Source organism: Veillonella sp. AF13-2 (genome assembly GCF_003603295.1).
GTDB lineage: Bacteria > Bacillota > Negativicutes > Veillonellales > Veillonellaceae > Veillonella > Veillonella parvula_E.
In genome coordinates this window covers 400,550-420,189 of record NZ_QTMT01000003.1, presented here as the reverse complement: position 1 = coordinate 420,189, position 19,640 = coordinate 400,550, and the positions used below count along the sequence as shown (strand labels likewise).

At 39.0% G+C, this 19,640-nt stretch carries 20 protein-coding genes, 3 tRNA genes and 1 riboswitch; all 23 genes read right to left on the bottom strand.

Annotated elements, in window-relative coordinates; all coding sequences use genetic code 11:
* Positions 1 to 15 precede the first annotated feature (15 nt).
* Positions 16 to 123: riboswitch (TPP riboswitch) on the bottom strand.
* 77 nt (positions 124 to 200) lie between these two features.
* Positions 201 to 2,354: an ATP-dependent Clp protease ATP-binding subunit gene (locus DWV85_RS07840; RefSeq protein WP_123138472.1), complete on the bottom strand. Its 2,154-nt coding sequence runs from the start codon at positions 2,352 to 2,354 to the stop codon at positions 201 to 203.
* Positions 2,355 to 2,664: 310 nt separating this feature from the next.
* On the bottom strand, positions 2,665 to 3,591 hold the full coding sequence (locus DWV85_RS07835; RefSeq protein WP_123138471.1) for a hypothetical protein: 927 nt from the start codon (positions 3,589 to 3,591) through the stop codon (positions 2,665 to 2,667).
* 80 nt (positions 3,592 to 3,671) lie between these two features.
* Positions 3,672 to 3,748, bottom strand: a tRNA-Arg gene (locus tag DWV85_RS07830).
* Between the two features lie 105 nt (positions 3,749 to 3,853).
* A tRNA-Gly gene (locus DWV85_RS07825) sits at positions 3,854 to 3,927 on the bottom strand.
* A 10-nt stretch (positions 3,928 to 3,937) separates the two neighbouring features.
* Positions 3,938 to 4,014: transfer RNA gene (locus DWV85_RS07820), tRNA-Pro, on the bottom strand.
* A 380-nt stretch (positions 4,015 to 4,394) separates the two neighbouring features.
* On the bottom strand, positions 4,395 to 5,600 hold the full coding sequence (locus tag DWV85_RS07815) for an NADP-dependent malic enzyme (protein ID WP_004693580.1): 1,206 nt from the start codon (positions 5,598 to 5,600) through the stop codon (positions 4,395 to 4,397).
* A 265-nt stretch (positions 5,601 to 5,865) separates the two neighbouring features.
* Complete coding sequence (speD, locus tag DWV85_RS07810; protein ID WP_008715652.1) at positions 5,866 to 6,648, bottom strand: adenosylmethionine decarboxylase; 783 nt, start codon at positions 6,646 to 6,648, stop codon at positions 5,866 to 5,868.
* A 77-nt stretch (positions 6,649 to 6,725) separates the two neighbouring features.
* The gene (locus DWV85_RS07805) at positions 6,726 to 7,223 is read right to left on the bottom strand and encodes a YfcE family phosphodiesterase (protein WP_123138470.1); all 498 of its coding nucleotides are present in this window, start codon (positions 7,221 to 7,223) and stop codon (positions 6,726 to 6,728) included.
* Between the two features lie 66 nt (positions 7,224 to 7,289).
* The gene (locus DWV85_RS07800) at positions 7,290 to 7,865 is read right to left on the bottom strand and encodes an XTP/dITP diphosphatase (RefSeq protein WP_123138469.1); all 576 of its coding nucleotides are present in this window, start codon (positions 7,863 to 7,865) and stop codon (positions 7,290 to 7,292) included.
* A gap of 1 nt (position 7,866) precedes the next feature.
* Entirely contained in the window at positions 7,867 to 8,622 is a 756-nt protein-coding gene (gene rph / locus DWV85_RS07795) for a ribonuclease PH (RefSeq protein WP_105087097.1), read from the bottom strand.
* A 163-nt stretch (positions 8,623 to 8,785) separates the two neighbouring features.
* Complete coding sequence (locus DWV85_RS07790) at positions 8,786 to 10,210, bottom strand: histone deacetylase (RefSeq protein WP_123138468.1); 1,425 nt, start codon at positions 10,208 to 10,210, stop codon at positions 8,786 to 8,788.
* On the bottom strand, positions 10,200 to 11,912 hold the full coding sequence (locus DWV85_RS07785; protein ID WP_123138467.1) for a hydantoinase/oxoprolinase family protein: 1,713 nt from the start codon (positions 11,910 to 11,912) through the stop codon (positions 10,200 to 10,202). The genes DWV85_RS07790 and DWV85_RS07785 overlap by 11 nt, the downstream gene beginning before the upstream one ends.
* A 195-nt stretch (positions 11,913 to 12,107) precedes the next feature.
* Positions 12,108 to 12,758, bottom strand: coding sequence for a coenzyme F420-0:L-glutamate ligase (locus DWV85_RS07780; RefSeq protein WP_004698361.1), 651 nt, complete (start codon positions 12,756 to 12,758; stop codon positions 12,108 to 12,110).
* 12 nt (positions 12,759 to 12,770) lie between these two features.
* Positions 12,771 to 13,310, bottom strand: a complete 540-nt coding sequence (locus DWV85_RS07775) for a hypothetical protein (RefSeq protein WP_004698324.1) — start codon at positions 13,308 to 13,310, stop codon at positions 12,771 to 12,773.
* 12 nt (positions 13,311 to 13,322) lie between these two features.
* The gene (gene murI, locus DWV85_RS07770; RefSeq protein WP_004698316.1) at positions 13,323 to 14,126 is read right to left on the bottom strand and encodes a glutamate racemase; all 804 of its coding nucleotides are present in this window, start codon (positions 14,124 to 14,126) and stop codon (positions 13,323 to 13,325) included.
* Positions 14,119 to 14,538 (bottom strand): thioesterase family protein, encoded by a 420-nt coding sequence (locus DWV85_RS07765; protein WP_004693602.1) that lies wholly within the window; start codon positions 14,536 to 14,538, stop codon positions 14,119 to 14,121. The genes murI and DWV85_RS07765 overlap by 8 nt, the downstream gene beginning before the upstream one ends.
* Before the next feature lie 116 nt (positions 14,539 to 14,654).
* Positions 14,655 to 14,999 carry a YkvA family protein gene (locus tag DWV85_RS07760; RefSeq protein WP_004693603.1) on the bottom strand — a complete coding sequence of 115 codons (345 nt, stop codon included), beginning with the start codon at positions 14,997 to 14,999 and terminating at the stop codon, positions 14,655 to 14,657.
* A gap of 22 nt (positions 15,000 to 15,021) precedes the next feature.
* The gene (locus DWV85_RS07755; RefSeq protein ID WP_123138466.1) at positions 15,022 to 15,873 is read right to left on the bottom strand and encodes a hypothetical protein; all 852 of its coding nucleotides are present in this window, start codon (positions 15,871 to 15,873) and stop codon (positions 15,022 to 15,024) included.
* A gap of 126 nt (positions 15,874 to 15,999) precedes the next feature.
* Positions 16,000 to 16,767 carry an SDR family oxidoreductase gene (locus tag DWV85_RS07750; RefSeq protein WP_118090942.1) on the bottom strand — a complete coding sequence of 256 codons (768 nt, stop codon included), beginning with the start codon at positions 16,765 to 16,767 and terminating at the stop codon, positions 16,000 to 16,002.
* 11 nt (positions 16,768 to 16,778) lie between these two features.
* Positions 16,779 to 17,573, bottom strand: a complete 795-nt coding sequence (locus DWV85_RS07745; protein ID WP_008715639.1) for a TSUP family transporter — start codon at positions 17,571 to 17,573, stop codon at positions 16,779 to 16,781.
* Positions 17,574 to 17,638: 65 nt separating this feature from the next.
* Positions 17,639 to 17,935, bottom strand: coding sequence for a YerC/YecD family TrpR-related protein (locus tag DWV85_RS07740; RefSeq protein ID WP_004693609.1), 297 nt, complete (start codon positions 17,933 to 17,935; stop codon positions 17,639 to 17,641).
* Positions 17,936 to 17,944: 9 nt separating this feature from the next.
* Positions 17,945 to 18,598 carry a methionine ABC transporter permease gene (locus DWV85_RS07735; RefSeq protein ID WP_060919524.1) on the bottom strand — a complete coding sequence of 218 codons (654 nt, stop codon included), beginning with the start codon at positions 18,596 to 18,598 and terminating at the stop codon, positions 17,945 to 17,947.
* Positions 18,579 to 19,625, bottom strand: a complete 1,047-nt coding sequence (locus tag DWV85_RS07730) for a methionine ABC transporter ATP-binding protein (protein ID WP_021147815.1) — start codon at positions 19,623 to 19,625, stop codon at positions 18,579 to 18,581. The genes DWV85_RS07735 and DWV85_RS07730 overlap by 20 nt, the downstream gene beginning before the upstream one ends.
* Positions 19,626 to 19,640: the final 15 nt, after the last annotated feature.

Genomic DNA, 19,640 nt, shown 5'->3' with positions numbered 1-19,640 from the left:
ATGATCGATACCCATATTAAGTATTAGCGTGCTTCCTACGCGGGCATGATCCCGATCAGGTATAAAGGTCAGGTGCTCGCAGCCCTTTCTCAGCCTATATAATAGGCTCCCTTGCATACTCACTATATAATTATGCTATTAATATTACTACTTTATTCAGATTTGTCAAATGATTATTCTGACACTTTTACGTCTATTCTTTATTTCTCAGCCTTATCTTGGTCTTTGCTATCATCGGAATCTGCTTTTTCAGAGATTACAATATGACCATCCTTAACATCGGCAAGCAAGTGTTTAGCATCGATGTGATCCAAGTAGAAATCAGTTACATTATCGCGGATTTCAGATTCGATAACACGACGTAATGGACGAGCGCCCATAGTTTTGTCATACCCTTGTTCCATCAACAATTCTTTAGCTTCATCTGATACATCAAGAGTGATATCTTTTTTGGCTAAAGTTTTATTCACTTGATCAAGCATCAAATCTACAATTTTTTTCAAATCTTCTTTGCTCAATTGATTGAACTCGATAACTGCGTTGAAACGGTTCAAGAACTCTGGACGGAAGAATGGAGCAATGCGTTCCATTACATCTACTTTATTTTCATCATCATTGTCATTACCATAACCGAAACCTGCATTGGATGTAGCAATGATAACAGTATTTTTAAAGTTTACTGTGTTACCTTGACCATCTGTTAAGCGACCATCGTCCAATACTTGTAAAAGTAATGTAATAACTTGAGGGTCTGCTTTTTCGATTTCATCGAATAATACGATGGAATAAGGATTACGACGTACGCGTTCAGTTAATGTGTTAGAGTTATCTTCATAACCAACATACCCAGCTGTAGCGCCGATTAATTTAGATACGGCTGTGCGATCACTATATTCGGACATATCCAAGCGAATGATTGCATCTTTGTTACCAAACATATCTAGAGCTAATTGTTTAGCTAATTCTGTTTTACCAACGCCAGTAGGACCTACGAATAAGAAGCTACCAATTGGACGGTTGCCTTCGTCAAAGCCTGCACGGTTACGACGAATTGCTTTAGATACGGCTTCTACTGCTTTATCCTGACCAATTACATGAGCTTCTAAACGAGATTTCATGTCTTTCAAGCGTTCGATATCGGATGCCCCCATTTGAGATACAGGGATACCTGTCATTCTTTCAACGGCTTCTGCTACATCGTTGACCTTAGCCACTACCTTTTGATTTTCTGTATGGTTATCAAGCTCTGCTTGTAACTTTTGAATACGCATTTTTTCATTGATTGCAGATTCATAGTCTTCTTTTTGAGCATATTCCTCTTGTTTTGCTTTAGCATCAGCAATATCTGCTTCCAATGTTTTAATATCTGTTACAGGATGTTGAGATGCCAAGTGAGCTGCTGTTACATCGATTAAATCAATAGCTTTATCAGGCAAGCTACGTTGTGGAATATACTGTACGGAATAATCTACAGCTGCTTTCAACACCGCATCTGGCAATTCAATATTATGATGCGCTTCGTATAATGGACGAATGCCTTGTAAGATTTTGAAAGTATCCTCTGCAGATGGCGCGTTTACCTTTACCTCATTAAAACGACGAGCGAGAGCCGCGTTTTTCATGATTGTATTACGGTATTCATCTTGTGTTGTAGCACCAATTACAGTCATTTCACCACGAGACAAGGCAGGTTTTAAGATATCTGCCAAGCCTTTGGAGCCTTGACCATCACCGGTAGAACCAGCACCCAAAATTTGGTGGATTTCGTCGAAGAACAAGATAATATTGCCAGCGGCTTTTACCTCTTTAATAAGATTTTGAATGTTTTCTTCAAAGGAACCACGGTATTGAGTACCAGCTTCCAATCCGGAAATATCGATAGAAATGATTTCTTTATTTTTAATAGCTGCTGGAACATCACCATTTACAATAGCTTGTGCCAAGCCTTCTACTACTGCAGTTTTACCAACACCAGCATCACCTACAAGTACAGGATTATTTTTAGTACGACGTGCTAAGATTTCTGCTGTTTCTTGGATTTCTTTATTACGTCCAATTACAGGATCAAGTTTACCATCACGAGCTTGTTGAGTTAAGTTTGTCCCCAAACGAGCAAGGATGCCATCTTGTTTAATTTTACCTTGTTGCGCAGCTTGAGCAGCTTGCATTTCTTCATTAGATGGTAAGCGACCAGTTTGACGATAAAACGCAAATTCTTCTGGAGTTACTTCGCGACCATTAATCTTATAACTACGTCGTTCTGTGGAATAACCACCCATATTACCCATCAATTGATTAAACAAATCATTCATGCTAGAAAATTCATTACCAAAGTTGTTAAAGTTGTTGTTCATATATTTTACCCCCTCATACATCATAGAGTTTAACTATTTGACTAATACTATTTTTACTGGGTTTATTTACCCTACGACATTATAATAACCTTTAAAAGTCAAAAAGTCAATATATCAAAACGTAATTTTTTGACTTTTATTTTGACTAATTCGAATTATGAGGAAAGAATGTAGATAAATACTGAATTTATAGGATGCGATTAAAGCTGAACTTTTGAGTGATTTATTATAAATGCAAAAAGACCATTCGATGAATGGTCTTTTTTTCAGAAGCTCAATATAAAAATATTGTTAATATATGAATCTATATCTAATTTAAAATAGCTAATAGGTTACTATAATCTTCCCAAAAAATATTCTCTGTAATTAAATCCCTTACTTGCCAACGTCTTTTCTTTAAATCAAAATTTAATATAAGGTAAACAACAGACTGTTCTTTATAAGTTTCATATATTAGAGGAGAAAGATATATTCTATTTTTTATAATCTCTTGAAGCTTTTTTAGTTTTTTTACTATTTTATTGTAATATTGTATATCAACAATTGGATCCCCAATAGTAGAATAACCTAACCCATTCATTGAGACAAAAATTTTCTCTCCATTTTTAGAGTCTTTAATATCTATTATAGCTGAATTTATACCTGCTTTTCTAAGCAGCTGCCGATCATCATCTGAAATCTCAGTTGGCAAACCAATAATATCATCAAATTTATGAAGAAGCTCCGGCCAATTATCATATACTTTTTGTACTAATATTTTTTTAGACCAAACATTATCACGATGATTAAATACAGAGAGAAGATATACTTTATCAAAATATGGAATTATAAATAAAAGAGGACCAGTTCTCTTTATAAATTTAGGATTTTTAGCTTCAAACTCCTTACCCAAATGTAAATGTAATATCCCCCAATCATTAAATAAATAATCAAATTTCTCATCATTATTTAAGATAATACTATTCTTACTTAAATATGGCGTCAAATCGACTCCATTTTCAATTTTATTAATTAATGAATGAACATTATCAGCCAATTCTACAGGAATAGATTTATCAAAATCTTTTGACTTTATTATCTTTTTAGGTAAACTATTTCCTGTTTTTCTTAAATAGGTTAAAACTCGAATAGACGCTAATGATGGATCAAGATTTTGTAGTTCAAGACCTATTGAACGCCCCTTATTCACGAGCTTATCCTCAAAATCACCAATTAAATTTATACGTACATATGCCAAATTACCACCATCCTTACACAGGCTATTATAAATTCAAATAAACAACGGATAGCTCATTACGAACTATCCGCTTATTTCTTTGGTGATCCAGGAGGGATTCGAACCCCCGACCCACGGCTTAGAAGGCCGTTGCTCTATCCAACTGAGCTACTGAACCATGTGGATTACCTATATATGGAATTATCTATTATAGTATAAATTATGTACTATGTATCGTCAACTACACCCTATCTTAGTATACCCTAAAAAAGGCAAAAAAAAATGGAGCGGGTGAAGGGAATCGAACCCTCGCGACCAGCTTGGAAGGCTGGGGCTCTACCATTGAGCTACACCCGCAAATAAAAAATGGTCGGAGCAGCAGGATTCGAACCTGCGACCCCCTGGTCCCAAGCCAGGTGCGCTACCAAACTGCGCTATGCCCCGTCATTAATTACTTTGCTATTATAGCAAACCCGGTAGTTGATGTCAACCACTACTCTTGCTGAGTTCTTACTCTTTCAAGTATCGCTCTGCAACGAAAATTATTATATCATTGATAGAAACTAGTGACAAGTACTTTTTTACAACTTCATTAATTTTTTTACTGATACATTAATACATTCTTTAATATATATCTATCCTTACTTCTATTATCCTATACGCCTACGCCTCTATATCATTTTAATCTATAGATTATTCGCCCTAATAGTATAAAGCCAATCATATACTTAATCGATCATATAAAAACATGCACCCCTTTCGAGGTGCATGTTGTATTGTTCTATGGTTATATAAGATTATAAAATGCTAGTAAAGCAAATAAATTAACCTTCGTAGCTACCATCTTCTATTGCTTGAGGATTTTTAGCAATACCTTGTTTTACAGCAACTTCAGCAACTGCTTTAGCAACAGCTGGAGCTACGCGAGGATCGAATACGGATGGCATTACGTTTTCTTCGTTCAATTCACTATCAGGAATCAAGTGAGCCAAAGCGTCAGCAGCAGCTAATTTCATTTCGTCAGTGATTTGAGACGCACGAACGTCGATAGCACCGCGGAATACACCTGGGAATACTGCTACGTTGTTGATTTGGTTAGGAGCATCGGAACGACCTGTACCAGCAACACGGATACCAGCAGCTTTCATATCAGCATATGTTGCTTCTGGATTAGGGTTAGCCATTGCAAATACAATTGCATCGTCAGCTAAGCTTTCCAAAATTTCTTTTGTAAAAGCACCTGCTGCAGATACACCAAGAAGAATATCAGCACCTTTAGCATTTTCAGCCAAATCGCCATGTTTTTCTTCAAGTTTAAGTAAATCGATTAATTCAGCTTGTAAAGAGTCAAGACGTTTGTAGTCTTTATGCAATACGCCAGAGGATACCAATAATGTAATATCACGAGCACCTGCAAGGTATAATAAGCGAGCAATATTAGCACCTGCCGCACCAGCACCGTTTACAACGATTTTAGCAGTAGCTAAATCCTTTTTAACCAAACGAAGAGCGCCTTTTACACCTGCTAAGCATGCGATAGCAGTACCGTGTTGGTCATCGTGGAATACAGGGATTTCTAACTCTGCTTTCAAACGATTTTCAACTTCATAGCATTTAGGAGAGGAAATATCTTCCAAATTTATACCAGCAAAGTTTTTTTGCAACAATTTTACTGTATTGATCAATGTATCAGCATCTTTTGTATCTACAACCAATGGAATGCAGTCTACATCACCGAATTTTTTGAACAATAAGGATTTACCTTCCATTACTGGCAGTGCTGCTGCAGCGCCAATATCACCAAGACCAAGTACACGAGTACCGTCAGATACAACGGCAACCATGTTGGAACGGCAAGTTAATTCGAAGGATTCTGCTTCATTATCTTTAATACGCAAACATGGTTCTGCTACACCTGGTGTGTAAGCTACAGATAAATCATGAGCGTCTTTTAATTCATATTTAGTTCCTACAGTAAGGAAACCTTTTAATTCACGTTTTTTTTGTACAGCTAATTCACGTACGTCCATAACAATTCTCCTTTGTGGATACACTCGGACTCTTTAGAGTCGGTAATTTATACCTTTAACTAATTGTATTATACAAAATGCTAAATCATAATTCAAGTTTTTTCGATATAGTTTCTCGAAAATTTTAAAAACAACTATCATTAAGCTCCAGTATTAATAAAGTAAATTATAAAAAAGTAGATAAACCATATAAGGCTTATCTACTTCAAGTCTATCTTCGTATTATACGATAAAAGCTGTCACAACAATGTTATAAAAGCTGTCTTTAAGCTTTTACAGATGGCAAATTGCGTCCATAGAAGATTTCCATCATTTCTTGTTTTAATTGATGTTTAATTTGCTTGATTTCACGATCGCTCAACTCTGACTCAGTGATGCCAAAGAGATAATTATCTAAATCAAATTCTTTTAACATCATCTTTGTATGGAAAATATTTTCTTGATATACATTTACATCAATCATATTGTACATGTTGCGAGTTTTTGCACTGATGTAATTTTGAATAGAATTGATACGATGATCAATATAAATTTTCTTACCAGACACGTCCCGAGTAAAGCCACGTACATGATAATCCAAGGTAAGAATATCAGAGTCAAAACTTTGAATTAAGTAATTCAGTGCATTTAGCGGAGAGATTTGTCCACATGTAGACACTTCAATGTCGGCACGGAATGTACTAATCCCTTTGTGCGGATGGCTTTCAGGATACGTATGTACAGTAAGATGCGATTTATCTAGATGCATAACTACATCTTCTTTTTCAATTTCCTCTTCAGAAATCAAAATTGTAACAGACGCACCTTGTGGATCATAATCTTGTTTCGCTACATTAAGGATGTTAGCGCCAATAATATGGCTAACTTCCGTCAAAATAGCTGTTAAACGATCCGCATTGTATACTTCATCAATGTATTGAATGTATTGTTTTTTCTCTTCTTCCGTACGAGTATAACAAATATCATAAATATTAAAACTCAATGTTTTCGTGAGATTGTTAAAACCATATAACTTCATTTTAGGCTTTGCTTTAACTGGTGTATCCATGATATGTCATAACCCTTTCCATGCATAGACTTACTATTCCTTTTGAAAGTTTCAAAACCGAAGCTTTCACCATATAACTAAACAATATCTTGTTTATACACAAACTCTACATCAAACTGTCCATTATCGTAGATAACGATGGCAAAGGTACCACCGGAGCGATCACGAGCCAAAGAAATACTACCAGGATTTACAAATACCGCATCACGGGCACGAACCTCCCCATGATGATGGCTATGACCGGACACGATGAGTCGTGCACCCATGTCAGTTCCTAACTCAATCAATTTTTGTATTCGATTATAATATGATACCTCATGACCATGTGTCATGTAAATATAGGTATCTTCAAGAGGAATTAATTGCTCTCGTGGTTCAAGCGGTTGCACACGGTCGTTGTTCCCACGTACAGCATATACAGGAATATCCGTATGTTCCTGCATATAGCGTGCGTCATCTCCAAAATCACCAGCGTGAAGCCACATATCGATGTCTTGATCAGCGGTAGCAGCCAAAACGAGGTCGATATCCTCTAGATACCCATGAGTGTCACTTAAAATGCCAATTCGTTTCATTGTATTTAATCTCTAATGCCACTATATTATATATTTATATGAACTATACCATATAGTTCGAAAATATCAAAGTTTGTTAATTAATTCACGTAGTGCACGGCCACGATGACTAATCGTTTCCTTCTCTTCTATACTTAACTCTGCCATAGTCTTTTTAAACTCAGGCACATAGAAGTACGGATCATAGCCAAAGCCATTCTCCCCTTTTGGCTCATCTTGAACGAGTCCATCACAATAGCCTTCCGCAGTAACTTCTCGGCCATCAGGATATACAAGCGCTAAAGCGCATACATAATGACCTGTACGGTTACTTTTCCCTTGTATTTCACGAATTAACTTCTCGTTGTTTGCATTGTCATCACCATGACGACCTGCATAACGCGCAGAATATACACCTGGTGCACCATTGAGGGCATCGACAGTAATGCCAGAATCATCAGCAAGGCATGGGCGATTCGTAGCCCTCGCATAGTAACGAGCCTTCAACAGAGCATTTTCCATAAAGGTTGTACCAGTTTCCTCAGGCTCCTCAATGGAAATCACAGCTTTTACAGGTACACAATCGATAGATAAATGGGAAAAAGCCTCAGAGAACTCACGAATTTTCCCTTTATTGCCTGTAGCAAGCACAATTTGTTCCATTTTATACCTCCGGAGCTGTAGGATACTCTTTACCTACTTTATCTGCTGTCGCACCAAGTACTTCACGTTGTTTAGCCATGAGCTCATCTGTAGCAGCCTCTGCTAAATCAAGTAAAGCGTTGAGCTCATCACGATTAAATGTACCGTGTTCACCTGTGCCTTGTACTTCAACCATATTACCAGAACCGGTACGGACTACATTCATATCTACAATGGCGGCACTATCCTCTTCGTAACAAAGGTCCGTAATAGGACCATCTGGACCAATACCTACGGAGATGGCTGCACAGAAGTCAGTAATTGGAAATTTGCCAGCTCCGCCAAAGGTGAAGTCCACCGCATCAACGAGGGCTACAAAGGCACCGGTAATCGAGGCTGTTCGTGTACCACCATCCGCTTGAATCACATCGCAGTCGATAGTGATAGAACGCTCTCCTAATGCTTCAAGGTCCACAACAGCACGCAATGCACGACCGATAAGGCGTTGAATTTCTACAGTCCGTCCTGTTTGTTTTCCCTTTGCAGCCTCACGGCTCACGCGAGTTTGCGTAGAACGTGGCAATAATGAGTATTCCGCAGTTACCCATCCTTGCCCAGAACCTTTTAGCCAGCGTGGCACAGAATCTTCAACAGTAGCTGTACAGATAACCTTGGTCTTACCACACTCAATAAGTACAGAACCTTCTGCATACTCTGTAAAATTCCGTGTTATTTTAATAGGTCGCAATTGACCCGCTGTTCTATTATCACTGCGCATAGGAACCTCACCATTCTAAAACTAAATATTAGAACGCCCCTTACACAAAGGGGCGTTATTTCTTATATTATATCATAATTTTTCTATTTTTCAGCATTACGAATCATATTATAATTTACGATTCTAACATGATAACTCACCTTATCATTTACAAAGATTAACATTATAGTTCATATTGTCCGTCACCAAGTGGATCTACCACAACGTAACGGCTAGCTCCCCCTTCTGCTTTAGCTCGTTTTGCTTCTGCGATAGCATCTTGACGCGTCCCTTTATCTGCTTGCCAAGGGATGAACATCGCATATACACTTTGCGGCCCATACGGGCCGTATTGTCCTCGTGAAAGCACGCTATGCCAGCCTACCTTGTCTTCGTACATGCGCACCCTTTCAAGGCGCTCCTCTTGTACGCCCGTTTCATCGTAATACACATTGTAACGATTTGACCAAATATCACCTACACCAGCACGTTCTTCTTCTGCTATACGATATCGATTAGCCCATTGTACCTTCCACTTAGCGATAAGCTCATCTATATAATTTGTTACACTTTGACTTTGTTTATATTTAACAGGGTCAAAGGCAGGTTCTACGACCTTGCTGTAATCAAGGCCTGCCATGGATAAAATGATACCTGTATTCACATATGGCAATGCTTCCTGTACGGAATATCCCCCTTCTAAGACTGCTATATCGGCTTGTAATAAATCGACTAACTCTGCATAGCCTTTTGCAGTTACCTGCATATTGGCTAATGGATCGCTAAAGTGATTATCTTGCCCAGCCGAGTTAATGACGATATCTGGATTAAACTCTTCAAGGATAGGCAATACAAGCTCACGCATGACCTTCATCAAGCCTTCGTCACCCGTACCAGGCGGTAGTGGAATATCGATGTTACCACCGATGGCCTGAGGTCCACCAAATTCATCCATAAAGCCTGTGCCAGGATATAAAGTACGTCCATCTTGATGGAAGCTAATATACAACGTATCAGGATCATGGTAAAACACATCTTGAGAACCATCACCGTGATGTACATCAGTATCTACTACGGCAACGCGTTTGATTCCATAGGTTTGACGTATGTGTTGAATCATAACGGCTTCAATATTAATCGTACAGAAGCCACGAATACCATGAACCATAGCCATCGCATGGTGACCTGGTGGTCTTACCAATGCAAAGGCGCGATCTACTTCACCGCGCATGACCGCATCAGCTGCCGCAATAGCACCTCCAGCAGATACTCGATGAGCTTCAGTCACCCAAGACTCTAAATCTGGAACACCAACATGAACCCGCTCTATTGTATCCCAATCAGCTACTATTGGATTATATTCTCTAATATTCGGTATATCTAACAAACCTTCTTCTACAATTTGATCACGCGTATAGAGTAAACGCTCTTGTCGTTCAGGATGTGTTTCAGAAATTTTCCAGTCAAACGCAGGGAAAAAGACAAGACCTAAACTGTGATGATATTTAGCTTTATCAATAGTAGAATTCACGTCGTCATTCAGTTTCGTGTTTATATTCTTTTCTATAAGGCCATGACGCTCACGATAGGATAAACCTTTATTCCACATAGTGTTTCACCCCCGCCGCTAGTTGTACTTTCACCGTAATTAAACGCTCCATAGATTGCCAGCCCTCTACCACAGGGAAATCTTCAATGCTAATGACCTCGATTTCTTGCGCCGTATCTAAACCTAAACGTAAAGCCTCTTCACTGAGAGCCTCTTTAGCTCGTTCTACAACTTGTTCCGCTCGTTTTAAAGTACAATTTTGCTGTTTAATACCTAATTCAGGAATAACAAGCAAACGACGTTTTGTATCTACATGGACAGTGAGTTCGATGGTAGATAAAGCTAGCGCAGCACCAATAGCATTCGCTACGGCTGCATTTTCTGGAATCGTAATAGGTAAATCCATATATTCTCCAATGCTCGCTCCGAGACTTGGCGCCGTGCCTCCTACTACAACAATATGTTCAGGCACAAATATATCAGGATTTACAATATCTGCCACCACATAAATAGGGCGTTTATTCTCAACCGTTATAACCTCATCTACGCCACGTTGAATCGTTTCCAACGCATTTTGTAGGATTAGTCTTGCTACATCAGAGGAGGTCTTAATAAGAGTTAGTTGATTATTTAAGGTATTTACATTATTAGATTGCAACGTAGCCTGGATAGCATCTGCTAAATCTTGTAAAGCTCGTGATGCTAGATTAAAGTCGCCATAGTTCGCGTGACCGAGCACGATAAGTGCATCCCCCAAGGTAGGTTCTACACCACCTAGAGCCACCGATGGTCCCACTCGTTCAGGACCTACGGTAAGATTACCATTTTTAAGACGAACTACAGATTCCCCACCAATGCCGACCGAGGTAACGGCAAAGGATCGCACTGCACTTGGATACTCACGGATAGATACACCATTTTTTGTCATCAATGGTCTACCATGCTTCCAGAGGGATATATCCGTTGTAGTACCTCCAATATCTAGAGCCACTGTATGCTGATTACCTATAACGCCAAGAGCAGATAGTCCAAGAACTGTTGCGGCAGGGCCTGTAAAGGCGGTCTCTACCGGGCGACTCACCATGTGTTCTATTGGAAGAGAGCCTCCATCTGCTTTTAAAATGTGAAGCGGGGCCACTATATTTCGAGCACGGAGAGCGTCTTCGACATTTTCCTTAAATACCGTAAATACGGGTGTCACAGCGCTATTAAAGTAAGCGCTAATAGTACGCCGTGGAAAGTTTAAAGAGCCACTTAATAAACTGCCATTAGAAATTGTATGATATGTGTTTTTCAATTCCTCTGTAATAGATAATTCTTCCTGAGGATTCCGTACACCAAATTTAGCTGATACAGCAGCCAAATCAGTACCACTACGTGCTTGAACCATGTTGGCTATACCACGTACAGCATCAGCAGGGGTATGCTCTACAACGATACCTCTATGATCTGTATAACCTTGAAGGTATATAGGTTTCACAGGGAATATATCATCTACATTACGGCCTGGACCTGTAACCACATAGAGATCTACTACTTGCTCCTTCTCTTCTACGATGGTATTCGTCACCACGGTAGTAGATAAGGTTACTTGTTCAATATTTGATGTATCATAGCCCTCCAAAACCGCATCTAAGGCCTCACCTATACCATTCATTAGATTATCCTTTGTAGTCCGCCTCTTGGCAGTTGCCACTACACGATGGCCATCAATGATAACAGCATCGGTAAAAGTACCACCTACGTCTAACCCTAGTAACATATAACCTCCTTATTAGTATTAATAAAGAATCTATACAAACTCAAAACAGAGTAAAGAAAACTCAATTTAAGCTAGCATATAATCTCTATTTGAACTAATATGCAATTCCTATTCAACCCTGCGTTTAGTTCGTATTCAATCTCATTATATATAAAAAAGCTGTACCCATCTCTATGTGATGAGTACAGCCTTCTGTTATTTACCAGATACAGATGCGTAATTTTTGATGATAACAATCGGAGTCATTTGGCTATCATTACCAAATGGATTATCAATCAACAATTGTGCAATTTTCTTAGCGTCAATGCCACGACTTGTACCTAAAATAGCGGACCGTTTCAAGTCATTAACGTCAGCTACAACGGCACCATAACAACCAGTGCGAGATACAATTTTCTCAGCCACTTTATCAGGATCCTTTGGACCAAATACAATATGCTTATCAAATGGAGGCATAGTCCCCGTTACATCATCGGTTAAGGATGCAGCACGAGCAATTGCATAGAACACGCCAGGTTTACGGAAAATTTTAGCAATAGCACCTAAAATAAAAGCACCTAACACCTTCCATTTACCGTCCAAATTCATAGCCGATTGCATACCATAAATAGATGCCATGGAGCCATCTGGATGAATAAAACGATTAATTAAACGAGCTTGCCAGCATACATCTAGCTCTTCAGGACGTGTAAAACGGCCTTGCGTAATAGCCACTACAGATTCAGCAACGCATACGATATCTTCAGGTCCAATATTATGACCGCCAAATTCAACGATAGCATCAACGATGTCATCATTATCTGTAAGAATACGTGTTGGCACACATACTAACTCTAATTCTGCCATTGTTATGCCTCCTTATTGAACCATTGCTGCTTGAACTTCTTCAGCAGTCAAACGAATACGCTGTTTATCGATATGATAGTCTGTCCGACCTACGATTTGGTAGTAAATATCGATGTCCATATAAGGGAATCCCTTAATATCTTCTCGAATATTGCCAGTTTTACCTGTTAATGTAACATATACACGAATTGTGCCACCTTTGCGTGGTTTGATAATTATAGCTTCAAAGTATCCATCTTGACGTGGACGATTAATATCCATAGCCCAAGCATTTACCTTAATAGCATCAAAATGTTCTTCTGGTAATAATGGACGTGGAAATAAGTCCATTATTGTGCCTAATTGGCGCCCTTTATTTACAAATGGTATATCACAGAACAACGTAATGGACTCAAAATTACGATCAGATACTTGAAAGTTCGTTGCTCGTTTCGCTAATAAGACAATATTTTCATTACCTTGTTTCAATACAAACAAACGGAATAATAAGTACAGAGCTGCAACAGCCACAATAATAGCTATTACTGCACTGAGGATGTTATAAAACCACATAGGGTATCTCCTTTATAATGTAATATGTTCAATGGTACGACGGCTTGTATCAAGAAAGGATGCACTCAATGCATCACCAAGTTCGACATCCTTTGTAAAACACAATGTCACGGTGCCTACAGTATCTTGAGGATTGAAAAGATTTTTACTCTCAAGTCTGTGACGAACCAATTCACTTGTTTCAAAAGCAGGATCAATGAACTGAATGCGACATGACGTTAGTTCCTCTAGTAAAGGTTGTACAAATGGGAAATGAGTACAGCCCAAAACGACTACCTCAATTTCTCGAGATAATAAAGGTTCTAAATAATCCTTGCATACTTCACGAACAAAGTAATCATCTAAATGACCTTGTTCAATAAGCCCCGCCAACTCTGGACAAGGTTGTTCCCAAACCAAAACCTCATGATCAACTTCTAAAGCCACATGCTTATGAATATGACTATTTACAGTGGCTACGGTTGCCATAATACCGATAGTCTTGCTTTTACTTTTATTAATGGCTGTTTTCACACCTTGTGATACACCAATAACTGGCACAGATACAAGTTCACGTACCGCATCAAGAGCCACAACGGTGAAGGTATTACAGGCAATCACCATCAACTTAACAGGCTGCTTTTCTAGCGTCTCCGCAATACGACACGCCAAATAAGTAATTTCATCATCACTGCGATTACCTACAGGATTATTCGCATTATCACCGATATAGATGAAATCTTCGTTAGGAAATTGTTCTTGTAACACCTTTAACACAGATAATCCGCCTACACCAGAATCAAATACACCGATAGGCAATTGTTGTACATTACTCATGCGGCATCTCCTCAACAGCTGCTAACATAGGCAGATAGAAAGTATCGTCTAATCGCACAATTTTTCCTGTTAATTTTGACATAAAGGCGTTCTTAGTTTCCCCCGTAGCAAGTAACGCTCCATCACTAGCACGGCGCATGCGATAGCGAAACACCATTTGAGCCCTCGTCATCTTAACCAAATACGTTTCGATGTGAAGTTCATCATCGAAATTCGCAGGTTCTTTATAATTGCAAGATACATTCATGATAGGAAATACAATATCCTCATTCATCATATCCCACAAAGTGACACCGATCTTACGAAGGAATTCAATGCGCGCCATTTCAAACCATCTAAAATGGTTACTATGGTGAGCAATCCCCATCATATCAGTTTCATAAAATCGTACATTTACTGAAGCAATATGCATAAATTCTGTCCTTTTTAAATAGTATACAATTTTTATTCTATATCTATTACTTTAGTGTGTCAAATAAATAAAGGCAGTTCAATCACTGTGGATCAAACTGCCTAAAATGGTAAAAGTTAGCGACTGCTACCAAATGGAAAGAATTTTTTTGCCTCTTCTTGATGACTCGTTTTGATATAACGATTCGCAATCTTAAAGGCTAATCCGAGTACTGCCACATCATCTACCCAACCTAATACAGCAATCGCATCCGGCACAATATCAATAGGTAATACCAAATACCCTAAGGCACCTGCAATGACCGCTTTTACATATTTGGGAGTATCCTTGTCACGAAAACAAAGGAACAAGGTTACTGCTTGTTGTACAAAGGCAAGTTTCTTACCATATCGACCAAGAAACCCTAAAAATCTTGATTCGCTAAAATACTTACCATATTTAATAATATTAAATGGATTCATAGTAATAATAATCCTTCAGCGTTTATTTACGCAAACCGCCAATTTTTTCTTTCGCTGTATTAACAGTGTTTGTAGCAACATCTTTTGCTGTCTCTACAGCATCAGAGGCTTTAGTTTTTGCAGTTTCTACTGCTACTTGTGCAGAAGCTTTTGCCACTTCTACACCACCTTTTGCGAATTCTTTGGCTACTTCAATACCTTCTTTAGCAGAATCAATTTTTTCTTTCGCTGCATCAGAAACCTTTGCTACAACCTCTGCTGCGTTATCATGAATTTGGTATTTTGTTTCATTATTCCATTTATTGATGGCAGGTGTTACTTTTTCATCGTAAACTTGCTTTAAAGATTCTTTAGCAAGACCTGTTTCGTTAGCAATCCCAGCCCATACGTCACGTTGACCTTGAGTGAAAGGAATGCTAGCACTTGCATCACGAACGATTTCAGAAGCAATAGCTTTGCCATTTTCAAAGAATTCAGCAACCATCGGTTTGTAACGTTCGATATCAGAAGGCATGCCATCTTGAATCCAAATATGTGCAATTTTACCAATAGCATAAGTTAAACCGATAGCTACAGGAACGCGAACAGCTTTAATTGGAATTAGAAGGGATACTGCAGCTGTACCTACAGCTGTGCTAAGACCACCTACTAAACCAACTACAGCACCTGCTTGCAATTCTACATCATAAAGATGAGCAATGCGAGTTACCATGTACGTAGCATTGGCGCACAAAGCGACACTGCTGAATTTAGAGGATAATGCCAATGCTGCCGCACGACCTGCCCCCCAGAAGATAAATTGTTCAACTTGATAGTCACGATCTTGAGATCCATCCGTAAGGGGCTCAAGTGTTACGCCATTATATTCTGCCATAAGTATTCTCCTTTGTTGTGAACCAACTATAGGTCTTATTATTAGTATTATTATACCATTCTATTGATAGAAGTGAAATGAATTTTTCTAATTATCCATATATAATAGCTTCTAATATTTTCTATATTACCAACTTGTGAGTCCTCCATCGATTGTCCAGGCTGCACCTGTCACAAAAGACGCCTTATTACTCAACAAAAATACAATTACTTCTCCAATTTCATGAGGCTTAGCAATACGACCTAATGGGTAATGTTGGCCCATTTCAGCCTTAGCAGCCGCCGCATCTTGGTGGGCATTAGCAATCTGTTTATCTACTAATGATGTATCTACATCACCAGGACACACACAGTTTACACGAACACTGTGAGGTGCCATTTCAAGGGATAGAGATTTTGTAAAGCTCACTACAGCTCCCTTTGACGCACCATATACAGAACAAGCTACATTACCTTGTAAACCCGCATCACTAGCAATCGTTACAATACTGCCCTTTGAAGACCGTAAATAGGGAAGCGCCGCTTGGCATAAGAATACAGTACCTTTTACATTGGTTCCAAACATTTCATCAAAAGCTGCCTCTGTAACATCAGCTAGTAACTCTTCTTCATAATAGCCTGCAGCTGTTACAAGAGCAGACACCCCACCAAATAAATCTACTGTTTCTTTTACAATTCGCTGACAGTCCTCAATTTTAGATACATCACCTTGAATATATTGCACCTTAGAGGAATAGCGACGTAGCTTAGTTTTAACCTTTTGACCAACTTTTTCATTTCGACCATTGATGACTACACACCAACCTTCTTTAAGTAAAAGCTTTGCCGTAGCAAATCCAATACCCGATGTACCACCACTAATCAAGGCCACTTGAACATCACTTTTATGAGGCATACCTTGCCCTCCTATAATGTTGAAATATAGTCATAGACTAATTTCAACAACATAACTGTCGTTACCGACAAGAATACAACTCGCACCAAAGATGAGCCCTTCGCAATTGCCAAATGCGAGCCTAAATAAGCACCTATAATTTGACCTGCCCCGGTGGCAAGACCATACTTAACATTGACGTGTCCTAAATATAAAAATACCAATAAAGACGCCAAATTACTAGTAAAATTCAATATTTTTGCATTAGCAGATGCATGTAAAAAATCAAAGCCTGTAAAGATAAAGCCCATAATCAGAAATGTACCTGTACCAGGACCAATAAAGCCGTCATATATACCAATGCCAAGAGCAAAAGCCATACAAATATATAGCGCTTTTCCTGCTACCTGAGATGTACGATTGATTTCACCCCAGTCTTTTTTGAACACCACAAAGAGTGTTACACAAACAAGTAATATGATAATAATAGGCTTTACATATAGCGGTGGTAAAGAAACAACCGCCAAGGTACCAAGCATAGAACCCACAAAGGTAAAAGGCAGTAATTTACGAACTAGGGAAAAATCAACCATGTGATTTCTCAAAAATGTAATCGATGCACTGCCAGCACCAAAGATACTGGATAATTTATTACTGCCTAGAGCCACACTAGGTGGAAGATTTGTTAATAACATGGCAGGTACAGAAATGAGGCCTCCCCCGCCTACAATGGAGTCTACAAAGCCAGCAAACGCACCAGCTACGGCGAGTAAAACGAGTATAAGGATATCAAATGGTAAACCTGTTACCGTAATGAGCCACTCCATAATAAACCTCCTACAGATAGCACATCAACGGTCGCCAAAGGCCACCGTTGTCATGCTAATTTATTTTATTTTGCACCTAGACGATCGAGGGCCAATGTATAACCATCCGCACCATATACTAAACAGCGCTTTACACGACTAATCGTAGCAGTACTCGCACCCGTTTCTTCTACGATTTTCTCATAGCTATCCCCTGCGCGAAGCATTTTTGCTACTTGTAAGCGTTGAGATAATGCTTTTAATTCGTTAATCGTACAGATATCTTCAAAAAATGCATAGCATTCCTCTGTATTTTCAAGCGTTAAAATGGCGGTGAACAATTCGTCATTTTGTTGACTTCTCAATTTTTCATTGATACTCATAGGATCCTCCTACTTCTTATTCATCGCTTTAGACCAAGCATCACCAATCATTTGTACAACTTGTACCAATACAATCAAGATGATGATTGTAGCGATCATAATATCTGCTTGGAAACGTTGGTAACCATATCGGATAGCAATATCCCCAAGGCCACCACCACCAATAGCACCAGCCATCGCAGAGTAACCGATGAGGTTAACGATAAGAACCGTTACATTGTCAATAATTGTTGGCAATGCTTCTGGTAATAATACTTTCCAAATGATTAGTAATGGGCTTGCCCCCATAGATTGAGCCGCCTCGATAACGCCAAAATTGATGTCCTTAATAGACGTTTCTACAAGGCGTGCCAAAAACGGAATTGCCGCAATGGTCAACGGCACACATGCTGCAGTTGTACCGATGGATGTACCTACCACCATACGAGTAAACGGAATGATAGCAACCATCAAGATGATGAAAGGTACAGAACGTGTAGCATTGACAATGGCACCCAATACTTTATTGAGTGCTACATTTTCTAAGATATGACCTTTAGAAGTAACAACCAAAACAACACCAAGAGGAATACCTAATAACATTGCCATTACGGTAGAAATTATCGTCATTTGCAATGTATCAAGGGTACCAGTTATGAGTAGATTAATGATTTGCTCTGACATAACCGATCACCTCGCTTTCAATTGGTAATGTTTTGATGTAGTCCAAACCTTCTTGCGCATTTTCTGGGTCACCATTCAAGATAACGATGAGGCGACCAACGCTCGTATTTTGGATGTAATCAATGCCACCAAAAAGGATGCTTACATCTAAATTAAAGCGTCTTACAAGGCCTGCTACTACAGGCTCATCTGTTGCTTGTCCTGTAAATTTGAGACGAACTAAGGGCGCGGTCCCTGCAATCCATTGATCATGCAACTCTAGATGTTCCAATGCTTCTGGAGGTAAGTTATCACTCACTACAGAGCTAATAAACTCTTTTGTCGTATTTTCGCGAGGATGTGTGAATACTTCAATAGTACTACCTTCTTCGAGGATGACACCACCTTCAATAACCGCCACGCGATCACAGATTTCACGGATAACGTGCATCTCATGTGTAATGAGCACAATAGTGAGCCCCATCTTCTCATTAATATTTTTCAACAATTTCAAAATAGAATCTGTTGTTTGAGGATCAAGGGCAGATGTAGCTTCGTCACAAAGGAGGACCTTTGGATTAGACGCTAAAGCACGAGCAATACCAACACGTTGCTTTTGACCACCAGACAATTGAGATGGATAGTTGTTCATCCGGTCTGTAAGGCCTACGATATCAAGAATCGGCGTAATGCGTTCCTTGATTTCAGATTTGCTCATTCCTTGTAGTTCCAACGGAAATGCCACATTGTCATATACGGTACGAGAGGACAATAGGTTAAAATGTTGAAAAATCATGCCAATATCTTTTCGCGCTTTACGCAAATCAGATTTGCTAAGTGTAGTTAAGTCTGTACCATTTACGATAACAGAGCCAGATGTAGGTGCTTCGAGCATATTGATGCAACGAATCAATGTGGATTTACCGGCACCAGATTGGCCGATAATGCCAAAGATTTCGCCTTCTTTCACATTTAGGCTAATATCTTTCAACGCTTCCACACGAGTAGCGCCTTCATAGACTTTACTAATGTGTTCTAATTGTATCAAAATAATTTCCTTTCT

Excerpts from the sequence above, each read along its gene's own strand:
- DWV85_RS07840 (WP_123138472.1), bottom strand. The coding sequence starts at position 2,354 with ATGAACAACAACTTTAACAACTTTGGTAATGAATTTTCTAGCATGAAT.
- DWV85_RS07815 (WP_004693580.1), bottom strand. The coding sequence starts at position 5,600 with ATGGACGTACGTGAATTAGCTGTACAAAAAAAACGTGAATTAAAAGGT.
- speD (WP_008715652.1), bottom strand. The coding sequence starts at position 6,648 with ATGGATACACCAGTTAAAGCAAAGCCTAAAATGAAGTTATATGGTTTT.
- DWV85_RS07805 (WP_123138470.1), bottom strand. The coding sequence starts at position 7,223 with ATGAAACGAATTGGCATTTTAAGTGACACTCATGGGTATCTAGAGGAT.
- DWV85_RS07800 (WP_123138469.1), bottom strand. The coding sequence starts at position 7,865 with ATGGAACAAATTGTGCTTGCTACAGGCAATAAAGGGAAAATTCGTGAG.
- rph (WP_105087097.1), bottom strand. The coding sequence starts at position 8,622 with ATGCGCAGTGATAATAGAACAGCGGGTCAATTGCGACCTATTAAAATA.
- DWV85_RS07790 (WP_123138468.1), bottom strand. The coding sequence starts at position 10,210 with ATGTGGAATAAAGGTTTATCCTATCGTGAGCGTCATGGCCTTATAGAA.
- DWV85_RS07785 (WP_123138467.1), bottom strand. The coding sequence starts at position 11,912 with ATGTTACTAGGGTTAGACGTAGGTGGTACTTTTACCGATGCTGTTATC.
- DWV85_RS07780 (WP_004698361.1), bottom strand. The coding sequence starts at position 12,758 with ATGGCAGAATTAGAGTTAGTATGTGTGCCAACACGTATTCTTACAGAT.
- DWV85_RS07775 (WP_004698324.1), bottom strand. The coding sequence starts at position 13,310 with ATGTGGTTTTATAACATCCTCAGTGCAGTAATAGCTATTATTGTGGCT.
- murI (WP_004698316.1), bottom strand. The coding sequence starts at position 14,126 with ATGAGTAATGTACAACAATTGCCTATCGGTGTATTTGATTCTGGTGTA.
- DWV85_RS07765 (WP_004693602.1), bottom strand. The coding sequence starts at position 14,538 with ATGCATATTGCTTCAGTAAATGTACGATTTTATGAAACTGATATGATG.
- DWV85_RS07760 (WP_004693603.1), bottom strand. The coding sequence starts at position 14,999 with ATGAATCCATTTAATATTATTAAATATGGTAAGTATTTTAGCGAATCA.
- DWV85_RS07755 (WP_123138466.1), bottom strand. The coding sequence starts at position 15,873 with ATGGCAGAATATAATGGCGTAACACTTGAGCCCCTTACGGATGGATCT.
- DWV85_RS07750 (WP_118090942.1), bottom strand. The coding sequence starts at position 16,767 with ATGCCTCATAAAAGTGATGTTCAAGTGGCCTTGATTAGTGGTGGTACA.
- DWV85_RS07745 (WP_008715639.1), bottom strand. The coding sequence starts at position 17,573 with ATGGAGTGGCTCATTACGGTAACAGGTTTACCATTTGATATCCTTATA.
- DWV85_RS07740 (WP_004693609.1), bottom strand. The coding sequence starts at position 17,935 with ATGAGTATCAATGAAAAATTGAGAAGTCAACAAAATGACGAATTGTTC.
- DWV85_RS07735 (WP_060919524.1), bottom strand. The coding sequence starts at position 18,598 with ATGTCAGAGCAAATCATTAATCTACTCATAACTGGTACCCTTGATACA.